10 protein-coding genes are annotated in these 15,768 nt (G+C 64.5%); 3 read left to right on the top strand and 7 right to left on the bottom strand.

The window, feature by feature from the left end; genetic code table 11:
* Positions 1–44 precede the first annotated feature (44 nt).
* From AC6RV7_RS20790 to AC6RV7_RS20765, 6 genes are all read right to left on the bottom strand, one after another.
* The gene (locus AC6RV7_RS20790) at positions 45–2,096 is read right to left on the bottom strand and encodes an FG-GAP repeat domain-containing protein (RefSeq protein WP_500096129.1); all 2,052 of its coding nucleotides are present in this window, start codon (positions 2,094–2,096) and stop codon (positions 45–47) included.
* 95 nt (positions 2,097–2,191) lie between these two features.
* Positions 2,192–5,104 carry a TonB-dependent receptor gene (locus tag AC6RV7_RS20785; protein ID WP_500096128.1) on the bottom strand — a complete coding sequence of 971 codons (2,913 nt, stop codon included), beginning with the start codon at positions 5,102–5,104 and terminating at the stop codon, positions 2,192–2,194.
* A gap of 333 nt (positions 5,105–5,437) precedes the next feature.
* Complete coding sequence (locus AC6RV7_RS20780; protein ID WP_500096127.1) at positions 5,438–7,468, bottom strand: TonB-dependent receptor; 2,031 nt, start codon at positions 7,466–7,468, stop codon at positions 5,438–5,440.
* 30 nt (positions 7,469–7,498) lie between these two features.
* On the bottom strand, positions 7,499–8,281 hold the full coding sequence (locus AC6RV7_RS20775) for a cytochrome c3 family protein (protein WP_500096126.1): 783 nt from the start codon (positions 8,279–8,281) through the stop codon (positions 7,499–7,501).
* 321 nt (positions 8,282–8,602) lie between these two features.
* Positions 8,603–10,069, bottom strand: coding sequence for a cytochrome c3 family protein (locus tag AC6RV7_RS20770; protein ID WP_500096125.1), 1,467 nt, complete (start codon positions 10,067–10,069; stop codon positions 8,603–8,605).
* Positions 10,070–10,179: 110 nt separating this feature from the next.
* The gene (locus tag AC6RV7_RS20765; RefSeq protein WP_500096124.1) at positions 10,180–10,518 is read right to left on the bottom strand and encodes a c-type cytochrome; all 339 of its coding nucleotides are present in this window, start codon (positions 10,516–10,518) and stop codon (positions 10,180–10,182) included.
* A gap of 263 nt (positions 10,519–10,781) precedes the next feature.
* Between AC6RV7_RS20765 and AC6RV7_RS20760 the strand changes: the two genes are divergently transcribed.
* From AC6RV7_RS20760 to AC6RV7_RS20750, 3 genes are read left to right on the top strand one after another with little or no spacing between them, the layout of a single operon-like run.
* Positions 10,782–11,354, top strand: coding sequence for a hypothetical protein (locus AC6RV7_RS20760; RefSeq protein ID WP_500096123.1), 573 nt, complete (start codon positions 10,782–10,784; stop codon positions 11,352–11,354).
* A 31-nt stretch (positions 11,355–11,385) separates the two neighbouring features.
* Complete coding sequence (locus AC6RV7_RS20755) at positions 11,386–12,615, top strand: cytochrome c biogenesis ResB family protein (protein WP_500096122.1); 1,230 nt, start codon at positions 11,386–11,388, stop codon at positions 12,613–12,615.
* A gap of 4 nt (positions 12,616–12,619) precedes the next feature.
* Complete coding sequence (locus AC6RV7_RS20750) at positions 12,620–14,467, top strand: cytochrome c biogenesis protein (protein ID WP_500096121.1); 1,848 nt, start codon at positions 12,620–12,622, stop codon at positions 14,465–14,467.
* A 22-nt stretch (positions 14,468–14,489) separates the two neighbouring features.
* On the opposite strand, the gene AC6RV7_RS20745 is transcribed toward AC6RV7_RS20750, so the two are convergent.
* The gene (locus AC6RV7_RS20745) at positions 14,490–15,740 is read right to left on the bottom strand and encodes a hypothetical protein (protein ID WP_500096120.1); all 1,251 of its coding nucleotides are present in this window, start codon (positions 15,738–15,740) and stop codon (positions 14,490–14,492) included.
* Positions 15,741–15,768: the final 28 nt, after the last annotated feature.

Raw genomic sequence — 15,768 nt, 5'->3', positions numbered from 1 at the left:
GAGAAAGCGGGTCAGCGGGTCCGTGATTTACCTGAACCTTCTCCTCAGCGGGTGCCCGCGCCGGCCGGGTGCGGATTCGGCAGGACATACAGGAAGCCGTCCTCCGCTCCGATGAGCAGTTCACGGCGCCCGTCGCGATCGACGTCGATCATCGTGGGTTTCGTGGCGTGGCCGGCGAGCACGTGGGGGCTGACCGGACCTTCATCGCGAAACACGAACTTGCCGGCGGCGTTGCGGCCGAGCCCGCGGAGGAAATTCACGTTCGGGTTGCTGTTGACCAGCAGGTCGAGCACGCCGTCGCCATCCCAGTCGGCAATGCAGAACGTGCGGCGTCCGCTGCGTCCGGCCTCGCCGTCGTTGAGGCGCAGGAGACCCGCGGCTTTGTTCGTCGGCCGGCCGTTGCTGTCGAAGCTCGAGGCGTTTTCGCTGGCGAAGATCCGCTGCGGCGGCAGCACGAAGCGGGAGCCGTCGGCGGCGCGGCGTCCTTCATAAAGCGCGAGGTAGCCCTCGGAATCGAGCATCACCAAATCCTGGATACCGTCGTCGTTCCAATCGATTGCCTGCGGCGTGGTGCGCCACTGGGTCACAAGTTCGCGGCCCTGGGGATTCCACCAATTCCAGGCGGGTTTCGCGGAGGTCGTGCCGGCGGGCAACTGGACGGGCTGTGCGGCCGCGAGCTTCGGCGCGGTGCGGGTGCCGATGTTTTTATACCAGACGATTTTTCCCCAGATGCCGTTGGTGACGATGTCGAGCAGACCGTCACCATCCCAATCCGCGACGCTCAGGATCGAATAGCCCCACTTCGCTTCCGCCGGGCCCTGGATCGAGCCGTTGGGGCCGGCCTGCTCGCGAATGACCTCGCCATCCGCTTCGAGCAAGACGGGCGCGGCCCAGCGGGTCGGGCTGCCGCCGAGGTTTTTGATGAACGCGATGTGACCGGCCGAGTTGCCGCAGATCAAATCTTCCAGGCCGTCGCCGTCCCAATCCGTCCCATAAGGCGTGACGAGCGCGCCGAACTTCACGTCGGCCGCCTGCTGCTTGAAGTAGCGCGGCGACAGGAACTGCGGCATGCCGTCCTTGATTTTACCGGTGTTCTCGATGAACGCCACGCGGCCATCCTCGTCGCCGCAGACGATGTCGAGATGTCCGTCGCCGTTGAAATCGACCGCGGTCGGCGTGATCATGCACAGCTCCATGCGGAGCGGCTCGCCGGTATCGGCCGCGATGAGCGGGCGGCCTTTGGCGTAAACCGGCGCGGTGCGCGAACCGGTGTTTTCAAAGTAGGTGAAGCTGTCGCGAAACTCGCCGCAGATCAGGTCGAGTTTCCCGGCGCCGCGGAAATCGCCCCACATCGGCGACGGCATGCCGAAGGTGTCGACGGGTGCGCCGCCGGCCATGACTTTCTCCGGCGCGGCGTAGCGGGGCGCGTCGTTCGTGCCCTGGTTGCGAAGCAGGTAAACGTAGCCGTGCAGCGGGCCGCGATGCCAGTTGCCTTGGGCGTCGAAGGCGTTGTCCCAACCGTAATCGCCCCAGAAATCGATGCCGACCGTGACGTCGAGTTTTCCGTCGCCGTCGAAATCGACGAGCTGCCACTGGTTCTGCCGGATGTTGCCCGGCTCGGTGTGAATCGTTTCCGGCACCGGCAGTTTCTTCGGCGCTTCAAACTGGGATTTCAGAAAATCGGGAAACGCGTTGGCGCGAAAACGAAGCACGTCGCCGTTCTTCGTCGACGCGGTGGCGGTCACGACGGGTTTGCCCGTCACATACGAAATCCCGACGGAGGGCGCGGACTTTCCGATGCGAACGGCCGGTTTGAAGATGGGCAGCCGCGTCGCGGCATCGACCTGGCCGCTGTTCTCGAAAAACCAGGTGCCGTTGTAGGGCTTGTCGGTGCAGACCACGACGAGGTCCATGCGGCCGTCGCCGTTGTAGTCCATCGGCAAGGGCCACGCCCAAAGTCCGACGCCCAGGTCGACGACGAGCTCAGGCTGATGATAGGCGAGGCGCTGCATGTCGGCGGCGCCCGCGATCGAGGTGCCGATGGCGAAACTGCTCAACACGCCGGCGAGACGAAGGAAGGTTTGGGGTAATGGCATGGCGATGGGGTTCGTGACGGATGAGTTGGGGGAAACGTGGTTTTCCAAAAAACGCAACCGGGGCGCGTCGCCTGCGCAACGCGCCCCGGAACCGATCAAAAGCGGCCGGTCACGCCGAAGAGCATCGTGGTGCCCGCGGTCGTGATGCGCTCCACCTGACTTTCGCGATAACGATAATACGAGATGGGCTCGTTGAAGGCGTTCTGGAGATCGACGAAGAAGTTGAGCTGCCGGTTGAGGTTGTAGGTGAAGCCGAAGTTCACGATGGAGCGCTCGTAGCGATAGCGCAGGCGGGACGGATCCGCCGAGTAATTCGACAGATAATCGCCGGTGTAGTTGATCGAGCCGCTCAGGCCGAAGCGCCCGTGTTTCCAGCTGAGGCCGGCGTTGCCCGTGCGGGGAACGAAACCGGCAATCTCATTCGTGGAACGCGCGCCGCTTTCGCCGTAATCACCCGACGTGGTCAGATAGGTGTAGTTGGCGAAGACCGTCGTGCCCTTGAGCAATCCGGGCAGCATCGTCAGCGTCTGGCTGAAGTTGAACTCCCAGCCCTCGATCTTCGCTTTGCCGCCGTTGAACGTGCTGTTCAGCGCGTAACCTTCGTAGCGTCCGCCGAAACCGTTGTCCGGGCCGGCGCCGACGACGCCGATCTGGCCGGTCACGATGAAGTCGCTCAGGTCCTTCGTGAAATAGCCGACGGAGAACACGCCGACCGGCTTGAAATAATATTCCAGCGAGAGATCGACGCTTTGGGCATATTGCGGGCCGAGGCCGGCGTTGCCGACGGTGACGACTTCCGTGGCGGTGTTGACGCTCTCGTTGGGGAGCAGGCGGCTGAACGCCGGGCGTCCGATGCTGTTCGACCAGCTCGCCCGCGCCTGGAGATTCTCGAGGATCGAATAGGTGAAGTGAACGCTCGGGAAGAGGTCGTCATACTTGCCGCGATCGGTGCGCGCCACGGCGTCGGCCTCGGCGCTGCCGATCGGATCGGCGGCGCGTTGGGCCGTCGTGCTGAGCACGGGCGCCGGCACGCGACCGTGCGAGGTGATTTCGGTCTGCTCGAAACGCACGCCGGCCAGCATGCTCAGCTTGCCGAAATTCGACTGGCTCTGAACGAAGGCCGCGCTGACTTCCTCGGTGATGTCGCGCGTGCCCGTGAGATTGCCATAAGTCTCGTTGTAGAGATTACGGGTCCAGCTCGACGGGTTGTTCTGGATATCCGCCACCACGAGGGTGCTGTCGACAAACGGCAGCCGCTTGCCGGTGCGCCGCGAGTCGCTCGTTTCCAGGTCGGGTTCAACGAATTTGCCGAGGCTCCCCGCGGGGCCGGCGTAGGTGTGGATCGTTTCGTTCGCCACTTCCTCGACCATCTGGTTGCGGTAGAAGAGTCCGGTCTTGAAGACCGTCGGGTATTCCCAAGCCATTTGATACGAGGCGCTGGCCTTCGCACCGTAGACGCGGGTGTTGCGCTCGCTGTCGCGGATGGTGATCGAGCCGCGCGAGTAGTTCGCAACATCATAGATGCTGGCGCCCGCGGTCTGGGTGAACATCGGGTATTCGCCCGACGCGCCCTTATCGAGCGTCCAGCCGACATTCCGGACGTCCATCGTGAAGATGCCGCCGCCCTGGGTGTCGCCACGTTTGCCGTTGCCGAGATTCGCGAAGCTCTGGTTCCAGAACGCATCGTAGTCGATCTTCAGGCGTCCGTAGTCGTGCTTGGCGCCGGCGTTGAGCTGCCGTTCGCGGGCGAGAAAACTATACATCGTGGAGTTCAACTGGACGATGGAGTTCGCCACGGGATTCACTTTCGTGACCGTGTCCGTGTAGCCTGCGGGAATGCTCGCGGCGTTGCGGCTGGTGTAAGCGCGGCTGGTGAACGAGCGTTGGAACGGTTCGAACGCGTCGTTGTAGATGCCGCTGATGAAGAACTGCGTGTTGTCCGAGAGCTTGTAGTCCACGCGCAGGTTGGTGCTGGCCTGCTTGCGCATGTTATAGGAATCCGCCGTGCGATAATCCCAGACGTAGGCCGGGGAATTGGTGGTGTATTGATAATCCTGGATCACCTGGCCGTTCGAATAGACGTTCTCGCTGTAGAACGCGTTGAGCGAGACGGCGAGGTTGCGCTCGCTGCCGCCCACATCGAAGAGCTCCTGGTAACCCAAGCTGGTCTGCGGATGATAACGATGCTGCTCGCGCATCGGCGTGGTCGGATAAAACTCCGGCGCGACGCGCACCGCGGCGCGGTAGTTGAAGCGCCGCTTTTCCTTCAGCATGAGCGCCGAGCGCGTCTTCATGTTGACCGCGCCGCCGATCGACTCGGCCGGCATGTCGGGGGTGACGCCCTTGACCACTTCAATTTCCTCGAACAGCGCGCCCGAAAGCGTGTTGGTACGGAACTCGCGGCCGAGGCCGCCGATGCTCGACTGCAGGTTGCCGTCGATGCTCACGGTGTTCAGGCCGACGGCGGCGCCGCGGATGATCGCGCCCGTGACTTCGCCGGAATCCTCCGCGCGACCGGCGATGCCCGGCATGCGCATCAACACCTCGCCGACGCTGTCGTTCGGCACATTGCCATAGGCGTCGAGCGCCACGACGTTTTTCACGTTGGAGGCATTGCGCTGGCGCATGATCGAAGCGGCGTTGCCCTCGCGTTCGCTGCTGACGACAAATTTCTCGAGCAGGTAGACGCCGGTGGTGAGATCGAACGAAGCGTTCGCCCGCTGGCCGGCGAGCACGGTCACCGCCTCCGTCGCACTGTCGAGGCCGGCGAAACTCGCGGTCACGCGGTAATCTCCGGCGGGAACGTCGAAGAAACTGTAGCGGCCCTCGAAATCGGTGACGACCTTGCGCCCGAGCGGCTGCAGCTCGATCGTCGCACTCTGGAGGCGATCGCCGGTGCCGGCGTTGTTGACATAGCCCGAAATCGAGCCCGTGGTTTGGGCGTGGAGGGAGGCGGCGGCAAACGCGCACGCCATCGTCCAGCAGCGGAGGATACGTTTTAGGAACATGGGGTCCAGGGTTGCAGGATGTTTGCTCAACCGATTTAGCAAAAGGACAGCATCTCGTTGCCTCTTCTAAAATCTGCGAGCGTGGGTAGGCCCCATCGTTAGCTAAATGGATTTAGCCGGGTCAACTGTTATTTTGTTTTTTACCGGTTTTGAACCTATCGCGCTTTGCGGCCGGTCGAACGCGCGACGGCTTGAGCGGCGCGGCCCCAAGGGAGCGCCAGGCCGGAGCGGACGATCCGCGCGGCGTTTCGCCCTGTTACAACGAAAGACGCCGGCGCCCCAAGAGAGCGCCGGCGTAGCTAAGACACACAATCCGTCCAGATCTTGTCCGTCCTAGAACAGGTATTGCACCTTCGCGTAGATCACGTGGGCGTTGAAGTCGTTCAACCCCGCCCAGGTGACGTCGTCGTTGGTGATGTAGCCGTATTTCACCGTGTAGATCAGCGTCTCCGACTGACGGCGCTTCCACGTGATATAGCCGGCCTGCTGCTTCTGTTCGGCGCCGAACGGCAGCGTAATATAGGAATTGTCGATGAAGTTCGACGAGCGATAGAGGCTGTAATCGACGAACACATCGTCCTTCTGCGACACCACATAACCGGCGCCCAGGGTGGCGTTGATATAGTTGTTGTCGCCGTATTTCACGAATTCGTAGGCGGGCGTCTTGATCTGGTCGTAGGTCAGGTTGACGCTGCCGGTCACGAACAGCCGCGCGGTCGGGCTCCACGTGACGCTCTGGCTAAGGATGTGCGAGGTGAACCGGCCGCTCTCGATGTGGGCGAGGGCCACGACGGCGCTGTCGGTCTTCGACTGCTGATAATCGTAGCGCGTGACGAGGCTCAGCTGCGACATCGGGCGCCAGGAGACGCGGAAGTTGAGGTCGTGCGTCTTGAAATCCTGGTCCGTGATATAGGCGGGGAAGCGGTCGCCACCGGTCGCGGGCGTGTTGTCACGCACCGATTTATAATCGTTGTTGCGAATCTTGTAATAATATTGCGCGGCAAACGTGAGGCCCGGCTTCGCATACCAGTTCGCATTTAACGAATATTTCTGCGTGTTGCGCTCGGTGTCGGTGTCGCGGTCGATCGAGACCACGCCGGCTTCGTCGCGCTCCTTCTCCTCGAGATTGCCGGAGCCCTGCAGCCACTCGGCCGCGCCGGAGAAGGTCCAGTTCGGCAGGCCGGTGTAGCGGACGTCGATCGCTTCGGTGAACTCGTCCCACTTCCGCTGGCTCTCGCCTTCGAGGTCTTCAAGGATCGCGGCAAACTTCGGGCCGGCGCCGATGTTCGTTTCCACGAACTCGCTCATGCCTTCCTGGTGCAGGTTCTCGTAACGCAGGCTCGGCCGGATGCTCCAGTTCTTCCGCGGCACGTAGACGGCGTTCAGGTTCAGCACGGTCTGCTTGATGTCGGCCGAGCCGCTGAGGTCGTAGAAACCCTCGTCGCGCTGCTGGCGGCGCAGGTAGGCGGGATCGAAGACCGGATCGTAGCTTTGGCCGTAGATGCGGCTGCCCGAGATGTTGGTGTCGAGCTTCGAGATCATCGCGCCGCCGGAGAGCGTGAGCTTCTCGGTGACCTGACGCAGGTAGTAGCCGTGCGTGGCGAAGAGATCGTTCGAGGTCGTGTCCTTGCTCGTGATGATGCGATCGGCGGAGGGCTCGAGCGGCCGGCGACGATTGTAGCGCTTGTCGTCGAGGTCAGTCTTCGAATAACGCGCGCCGACAGCCCACTTCTGCGTCTCCTGACTCTCGTTGGCGACGTCGAAGGTCACCAGGTCGGTCGTCTCGTCGAGGTCGTAGAAACCTGGCACGATGTTGCGCGTGCCGTATTTGCCGACGGCGTTGGAGTCGCCCCAGATCGTGGTGCTCTTCGTGCCCTCGCGCGTGGAGCGCTGGTAACGGAGGCGGATCGTGGTGGCATTCTCGAGCGTGACGCCGGCCTCGACCCACAGCTTGCTGCGGTCGAGGTGCAGGTCCTCGTTGAAGATGCTGAAGCTCGTGTTGGTCGGGCGGAAGTAGCCGCCGCTGCCGTCGGACCAGACGCGGAACTGTTCGAAGCCGGCCTCGACGTAATACTTCTCGGTCTTCTCGTAGCGGCCGAAAAGGCGGTAGTCGTCGAGCCCGGGCAGGGCCCGCGCCTCGAACTTGAGGACGTCATCCTTCCCCTCGCGGATCAGGTTGAAGGCCTCGAGGCCGCCGAATTCACCCTTCTTTTGCTGGGCGGCTTCCTGGAAGGCCGCACGATTTCCGTCCTGGAGAACCGTGCCGCCGCCGACGGAGAGAACGCCGCTGACCGTGGTCTGCGCCAGCAGCGCGGCGGGAGAAAGCAGGAGGGCCCAAAGGGCGCAGGAGCGAAAGCTTTGCATGGTGGGCGAGAGTTGAGTTGCTGGTCCGGGTTAGAAGCGCAGCGAGGAGCTCACGTGCGAGCCGTGCACCGCTTCGTGGCAGCCGGCGGTCCAGCAGGTGCCGCGCTGGACAAAGGCCGCGTGGTCGCGACCGCCGATCATCAGCTGACCGCTGGCGGTCTGCTGCTGGGAGTGGCACTGCAGGCAGAGCGTCTGGTTGCGCGCCTTCAGGAGCTTGGCGTTCACCGAGCCGTGCGGGCTGTGGCAGCTGGTGCAGTTTTCGCGGAGCGCCTCGTGTTCGAAGACGAACGGCCCGCGCTGCGCCTCGTGGCACTTGAGGCACGTCGCGTCGACGCTCGCGAGATTCGTGCCGCCGCCCATCACCGCGTCGCCGGAGTGCGGGTCGTGGCAATCGCTGCAGCTCACCTTGCCGGCCATGACCGGGTGCGCGTGCGGGAGATTGAACTCGCCGCGCTTGTCGAGGTGGCACTGGAAGCACGTCTCGGGCGCGCTGCCGGGATTGATGATCGTGCCGGCGCCGCCGCCACTCTTCACGTGCACGCTGCCGGGCCCGTGGCACGCTTCGCAGCCGACGTTGGTGGCGTTGTCGCCTTGGGCGATCAGCTTCGCGTGCGTGGCATCGTGAAAGCTGCTCGTCACGTTTTCATGGCACTCGGAGCATTGCTCGGAGCCGACGAATTTCGCACCGGCGACCACCTGCGGCGGGGCCATGATGGTGCGGTTGACGGTCACGCAACCGATCAACAGCAACCCCCAGACGGCGACACCGCCGAAGAGGAGCGTATTCTTGTTTCTGACAAAGCTTGGGGTCATAGGAAGACGTTAGGTGTCACCCGGGCGTTCGTGAGGAGAGTTCGCGTTGTAGCGTGCCGACTATATCGGATGCGCGCGGTCGGTGACTGCGCATCGCTTGTCGAGCTTCGCGCAGCCGTTGCTGCATATCTTGGGGACAACCTGTGCGCAACCGGCACCGCAAGATCGGCGCAGTGCGGCGGCCGGCCCCCCGTCCGCGCGACCGGCGGCCACAGAAAAAGCCGGGGGCCTGACGCCCCCGGCTTCACCACCAGTTCCAGACTGACCAGACAAATTTTGCGTTTCGGTTTCCGCGGTCCCGCGCGCAGCGGAACCCGACGCTCACTTCTGAATTCCGCCGTTGTGACAGTCGGCGCAGGTGAGCTCCTCGTCGTATTCACCACCTGGATGCTCGAACTCGAGCCCGGCGGCGGATAGCAGCTCCAAGTCTGCGCCCTTGCCTTGCGAAAGAATGGTGTGGCAGGAATTGCAGTCGCTCGACCGCACCGGCTCGCCCTGGTCGGACTTGTGCTTGTCGTCGTGGCAGCGGAAGCAACCCAGCCAGTCCTTGTGGCCGATGTTGTTCGGATACACGCGCCAATCGGCCTTCCGCTCCGGGAAAATGGAGTTGGCATACAGCGACTGCACCTCCGCGATCGCCGCGGGAAGATCGGGATGATCCTTGTATTTCGACGTGAGGAAAGCCGCGATCTTGTCGGCCGCCTCGGCATCGGTCGCCATCTCCTGCTCCATCGCCTTCACCGCCTCGCGTTTGATATTGGGGAGCGCGAGACTCAGGGCGCCGGATGCCATCGCGCGCTCGACGGAATCGTTGGCCGTCGGAAACACGTGCGCGGGACGATTGTGGCAGTCCATGCAGTCCATCACGCGAATCTTGTCGGCCGGCGGCTCGCCGGCGAACGCCTCCGTGCGATAGACGCGCGAGGAGCCGTCGCGCTTGTTCGTCACGCGCATCCACGGGATGTCCTGGCGCTTCTCGTCGGCCGCATAGTATTCGACCTTCTCGTTTTCGTTGACGTGCCAGTGAATGCCGCCCGGCGCGCCGCCGGGTTGCCCGCGGTTCACGCGCATCAGCATCCGCACCGTGTAGGGCGTGTTCTTCTTGTCGGAGAGAAAGTGCGTGTAGTTGACGTCGATGTTGCCGTGAAACTTTTCCGGCCAGTGGCAGCGCTCGCAGATGTCCTGCGCCGGGCGCAGGTTCTTCAGCGGCGTGTCGATCGGCCGCTTGTAGTTGTCCAGTGTATACGCGATCAGCTGGTGTGTGCCGTTGATCTTCGCCTTGAAGAACCATTCCGCGCCCGAGCCGATGTGACACTGCACGCAGTCGACGCGCGCGTGCGAACCGCGCTTGTAGGTGACCAGCTCGGGATTCATCGCGTTGTGGCAGACTTCGCCGCAGAACTGGACCGACTCGGAATAGTGATACGTCTGATAGCTGCCGAACGCGCTCAGCAGCAGAAACGCCAGGGCGCCCGCGCCGAAGAGGACGAGCGTGCGACGCTGCTTCGGATTCGTGAAGTCCAGCCGCCACTTGTCCGGCATCGTCGCCGCATGCTTGATCGCCCAGCGCCGCTGCAGCCAGGCGCCGAGAAACACCAGCGCGAGCCCACCGATGAGAAATCCCGGGGCGACGATGTAGGTGAAGATGCCGAGATACGGATTCTCGTCGCCCTGCGTGAAGTCCATCCACACCAGGAACGCGAACGAGAACAGCGCCCCGACGGCGATCACCGCGCCGATCGCGCTGATCCAGTTGTTGAAGTGTGAGCGGGGTTTGGACGGGTCCATGGCGGAACGGGAGCGGAGAGAGGAGAGTTGAAGCGGCAGGCAGCAGCCCACGGGCGGGCCGGCGGCCCGCCCTCACGAGTCGGAAACGGCGGCGCGCGCCGGCGCGGCGATCAGGCCTTGAACGCGCGGATGAACGCCACGAAGTCCTTGATCTCCTGCTCGGAGAGCTCGTCCTTGTAGCCTTTCATGCGCTCCTTGCCGTTCTTGTCGACGGCGCCGTCGGCGATGATCTTGATGATGTGCTCGTCGGTCATCTCGGCCTGCACCGCCGCGTCCGTGTAATCTTTGACCTGCAGCTTTTTGCCGCTCTTGGTCTGGCCCTTGCCATCGGCGCCGTGGCACTTCTGGCAGTGATTTTCCCAGTTTTCCGCGACGGGCGCGGCGCGTCCGACAACCAGCGGCAGGAGAACCGCCGCGCCCGCCAGGGCAATCTTCGTGGTGAGTTTCATGATACGTGAGGTATTGCGATCCTCCCGGCGAAAGGAACCGGGAGCGTGATGAGCTTGCCGAAATCCGGGCCGGACGGCTGCGCACCTTTTGGCCAGCAGCGCGCAAAGCTTGCGATGCCGCGGCAAAAAAGGCGCACCGCACCCCGCGAGCCGCCCTCCGCATCCGTTGGCCGTCTCTCACAGGAATTGCTCAACAGACCGCAAGAGATGCGCAGCCGGCCCGCGGGCGTTCGGGCATCCTCATGCCGATCCCTTTCCCATTCATGCGCCGCCTTGCCGTCCGCCTCGCCCTCCCCGCCCTGCTCGCTCTCGCCGGCTGCCGCGACTCCTCCGTCGTGACCTATCGGATACCGAAGGAGGCCGACCCTGCCCCAAAGCAGACCGCAGCCGCCGGACACGATCATGCCGATCACGCCGAGGCCGGCCACGCGCACGATCTCACCTGGACCGCGCCGGCGAGCTGGCGGGCGAAATCCGGCAGCGCCATGCGCAAGGGCAGCTACGCCGTCGGACCCGACAACGACTCGGCCGCCGATCTCGCGATCACCGCCTTCCCGGGCGACGTCGGCGGCGAGCTCGCCAACGTCAACCGCTGGCGCGGCCAGATCTCGCTCCCGCCGATTGACGCCGCCGAACTCCCGGCCGTCCTCACTCGCTTCGAGGCCAACGGTCTCGCCATCGCCTACCTCGACATCGCGAACGGACCGCAGCGCATGCTCGCCGCGTTTGTCCCGCACGAGGGAGCCACGTGGTTCGTCAAACTCACCGGTCCCGACACCGTCGTCGCCGCCGAGAAGCCCGCCTTCGTCGATTTCCTCAACACCCTGAAACCCTGACGCGCCTCACCGCCGCGACGACCTTCCTGTCATGCGCACGCTCCTTCGCGAACTCCGCGACCTCCTCGTCTCGCTCAAGCTCACCGTCGTGCTCATCGCACTCTCCATCGTGCTCGTCCTCGCGGCGACGCTCGACCAGGTGAACATCGGCGTCTGGGCCGTGCAGGAGAAATATTTCCACTGCTGGGCGGTCTTCTGGCACGTTGGCGATCTCTCGCTCGCGGTTTTCCCCGGCGGCTACACGCTCGGCGGCCTGCTGCTGCTCAACCTCGTCGCCGCGCACATCTTCCGGTTCAAGTTCACCTGGCGAAAACTCGGCATTCATCTCGCCCACGCCGGCCTGATTCTGCTCCTGCTCGGCGAGCTGTTCTCCGGCCTCATGCAGCGGGAGTTCCACCTGCGGCTCGAGCAGGGTGCGACGCGGAACTACGCCGAGAGCTATCGCGAGATCGAGCTCGCCGTCACCGATGTCACCGACGCGACCAGCGACATCGTCACCGCGATTCCCGAATCCGTGCTGACGAAACGAGGCACCGTCCAGCACGCGTCGCTGCCCTTTCGCGTCGCCATCAAATCGTATCTGCCGAACTCGATCCTCCAGATGCGCCGCGGCGACGACAGCGCCGCGCCATCCGAAGCCACGAAGGGATTCGGCTCGCAGTTGATCGCGACCGCGCAGCCGCTCACCTACAAACAAAACGAACGCAACATGCCGAGCGCCTTCGTCGAGCTCACCGGCGCCGGCGGCACGATCGGCACGTGGCTGGTCTCGACCCTGCTCGCGGAGCCGCAACGCTTCGAGCACGAGGGCCGCTCCTACAAACTGGAGCTGCGGTTCGCGCGGCACTATTATCCATTCTCCGTCACGCTGCTGAAGTTCAGCCACGATCGCTACGCGGGCACGCAGATCCCGAAAAACTTCTCCAGCCGCATCCGCATCGCCACGCCCGACGGGCGCGAGGACCGCGAGGCGCTCATCTACATGAACAACCCGCTGCGCTACGCGGGGCTCACGTTCTACCAAGCCGGCTTCGAAAACAACGACACGACCTCAATCCTCCAGGTCGTGCGCAACCCGAGCTGGCTCGTGCCCTACATCGCCTGTGTCGTGATGACGCTCGGCCTCACCGTCCAGTTCAGCTTCCACCTCCTCGCCTTCGCCTGGAAACGCCGGCCGGCCCGCGCGATCGCCCCCGCGCCCGCCAACGCCGAACCGTCCACCGGCAAGTCCGATCCCTGTCCCGCCGCCTCCCGCGCCTGACCCCATGAAACGCTTTTTCCCTCTGCTCGTCCTTCTCACCGCCGCCGCCGGGCTCCTCGCCTCGCTGCGCGCCCCGGGCAATCGCGGCGACTACGACATCGCTGCCTTCAGCCGGCTGCCGACGCTCGTCAACGGCCGCATCAAACCGTTGGATACCGTTGCCCGCACCTCCCTGCTGGTGATGCAGGGCCGCCAGCGCGTCACCGCCCCCGACGGTCAGTCCGCTGCGCCAGCCGAGTGGCTCCTCGACGTGCTCTTCCGGCCCGACGTCGCCCGCGGTTACCAGGTCTTCGAGATCGTCCATCCCGAGACCCTCGCGCTGCTCAATCTCACGACCGACGCCGGCGCGGGCGGCAAGCGCTTCTCCTACGCGCAACTCTCGCCACGACTCGCCGAACTCGACCGCCAGGCCAAGCTCGCCAGCGACGTCGAGAGCGCGCACCGCAGCGCGTTTCAGCGTTCGGTGGTGAAACTCCGCGATAACGTGATCCTGTATCAGCGCATTCAGCACAGCGTGATCGCCGCCGACGATCCCGCCCGCCACCTCGAGCAGCTCGCCGCGCTGGAACAAACCGTGCCCGCCGCACTCGCCGCCATGAATGCCCGGAAATCCGGCCAGCCCCACGACGCCGCCGCGCTGGAGACCGTCCGTGCCCTTGGCGATCGCGCCGCGACGATCGAGACCTACGGGTATCTGTTGCCGGTCGCGCCGGTAACCGATCGGGCGAACCCGCTCGCCTGGCGCAACGCCGGCGCCTCCGTCCGCGAAAGCCTCGCCAGCGGCACGCTCAACCCGTCGCTCAAGACCTACATCGCGCTCGGCCAGGCCTGGCGCGGTTACCAGCCCGCGGCGTTCAACGACGCCGTGCACGCGTATCGAGCTTCCTTGGACGCCGATGCGCCGGGCGTGATGACCAAGTGCGATGTCGAGGCGCGGTTCAACTCCGCGCAGCCCTTCTACACCGCGGCGCTGCTCTATGTGCTCGCGTTTCTGTTCGCGGTGTTTTCCTGGCTGAAATGGCCGGACGCGCTCGGACGCTCGGCGTTCTGGCTGACCGCACTGGCATTTGTTCTCACCACGGCCGGCATCGCCACCCGCATGTGGCTCGAGAACCGACCGCCCGTCACGAATCTTTACTCGTCGGCGCTTTTCGTCGGCTGGGGCGCCGTCGGACTCTGCCTCGTGCTGGAGATCGCCTACAAGAACGCAATCGGCAGCGTCGCCGCCGGCCTGATCGGTTTTGCCGCACTGGTCATCGCGCACCACTTGTCTCTCGGCGGTGACACGCTCGAGATGATGCGCGCGGTGCTCGACTCGAACTTCTGGCTCGCCACGCACGTCGTCACCATCGCCGTCGGCTACTCCGCAACGTTCCTCGCGGGATTCCTCGCGCTGATCTACGTGGGCCGCGGACTCTTCACTCGCTCGCTCGACCGTCCGACGGCCGACGCGCTCGCGCGGATGGTTTACGGCACGGTCTGTTTCGCGACGCTGTTCAGTTTTCTCGGCACCGTGCTCGGCGGCATCTGGGCCGACCAGTCGTGGGGCCGGTTCTGGGGCTGGGATCCGAAGGAGAACGGCGCGCTGATCATCGTGCTGTGGAACGCCCTCATCCTGCACGCCCGCTGGGGTGGCCTGGTGAAGGCGCGTGGGTTGATGGTGCTCGCGATCTTCGGCAACATCGTGACCGCGTGGAGCTGGTTCGGCGTCAACATGCTCGGCGTCGGGCTGCACAGCTACGGCTTCATGGACGCCGCGTTCTGGTGGTTGCTCGCGTTCGGCGTCAGCCAGATTTTCGCGATGATGCTCGCCGCCACGCCGCTCGCGAAATGGCGCAGCTTCCGCGTTTGAGGCGAAGGCGGCGCCGGGCGAATCACTTTTTCGCGCCGGCGGCCCCGGGCGGGGTCGGCGGCGGCTGCGTGAGCCGCTCGATCCAGTTTCCGCCATACTGCTTGTAGCCTTCGAAACCCTGCGCGCCGAGCAGCGGCACGAGTTTCGTTTTCGCCTCCGCCGCCAGCGCCCGCGCCTGCACCTCGCGTTCCGGAGCCGGCAGACTGCGCAATGCCGCGCTTCGCTGCTGGAGGTCCTGCTGCACCGCATTCACCTGCGGCACCACCGAGAGGGGCAGATCGTAGCGCGCGACAACGCGGTTGAGCATGGCGTTGCGCGGATCGGTTGCCTGCTCGAATTGTTCATAGCGCTCCGGCGCGAGCACGAGCTTGGCCTGTTCGTTCAACGCCGCCTGGCGCTGGCGCCACGCCTCGGATCCCATGACCACGCCGTTGGACGAGCCGAACTTCGCTTCCACCGCCTGCGCCGCCTGGAACAGCGCGCGAAATTCGCTTTCGTTCGGCTGAAACGCGACGAGCTGCGACCGCAGCTGATGCGCGACCGGGCTCGAGCGCAGCTGGTAAGCCTGCAGCTCTTCCGGCGAAAGGATTTCGGCAAAATCGCGCTCCAGCTCTTTTTGCAAATACGACAGTTTCTCGCGGTCTTCCGGCATCAGCAGCCCGTTGGCGCGCGTGTGAATTTCGCTCTGCAGCTCCGCATAGTCGCTCGCGACCGCCTGCAGCCGCTCCGCCTTTTCCGGCGAGAGCTCGCCGAACTGGCGCTCACGATAGTAGCGGCTGAACTCGTCTTCGTAGACGGCATCCGCACCCAGGATTTCCTTCAACCGCTTCTGCTCTTCCCGATACAGGGTGCGCTGCGTCATCGAAACCTTGATTTGCGAGAACATCAGACCCGGTTCCCAGAATCCCGGCACTTGCAGGTCCGCGACCGCCGCCTTTCGCCGCTCCGCAAACTCCTCGTGGATCTGCGCCGCCACGACCGCCCGCACCACCGCCGGCGGAAATCCCGCGCCGCGCAACCGCGTGGCAAGCTCGGCCGCGCCGCCGGCACTCAACGCCGGCCAGCTCGCCCGGGTTTCCGCCTCGGCACCACCGCGCTGCGCGGACGGCGTCGTATCCAACATCTGCTTACCGCTGGGGGTTCCCGTCATCGTCACGCCCGCCGCGGACGCCGCCGGACCTGTCTCAGCCCGCCTGGGCGATCGCATCACGGCGGCAACCAGCGCCAGATTCGCGATCACCGACACACTCAGGACCACAGGAAGAGGTTTCATGAGAAAGCAGGACTATTGCAAAACACTG

The organism is Opitutus sp. sgz309028 (assembly GCF_059821195.1).
This window is presented reverse-complemented; position numbering and strand designations above follow the sequence as displayed.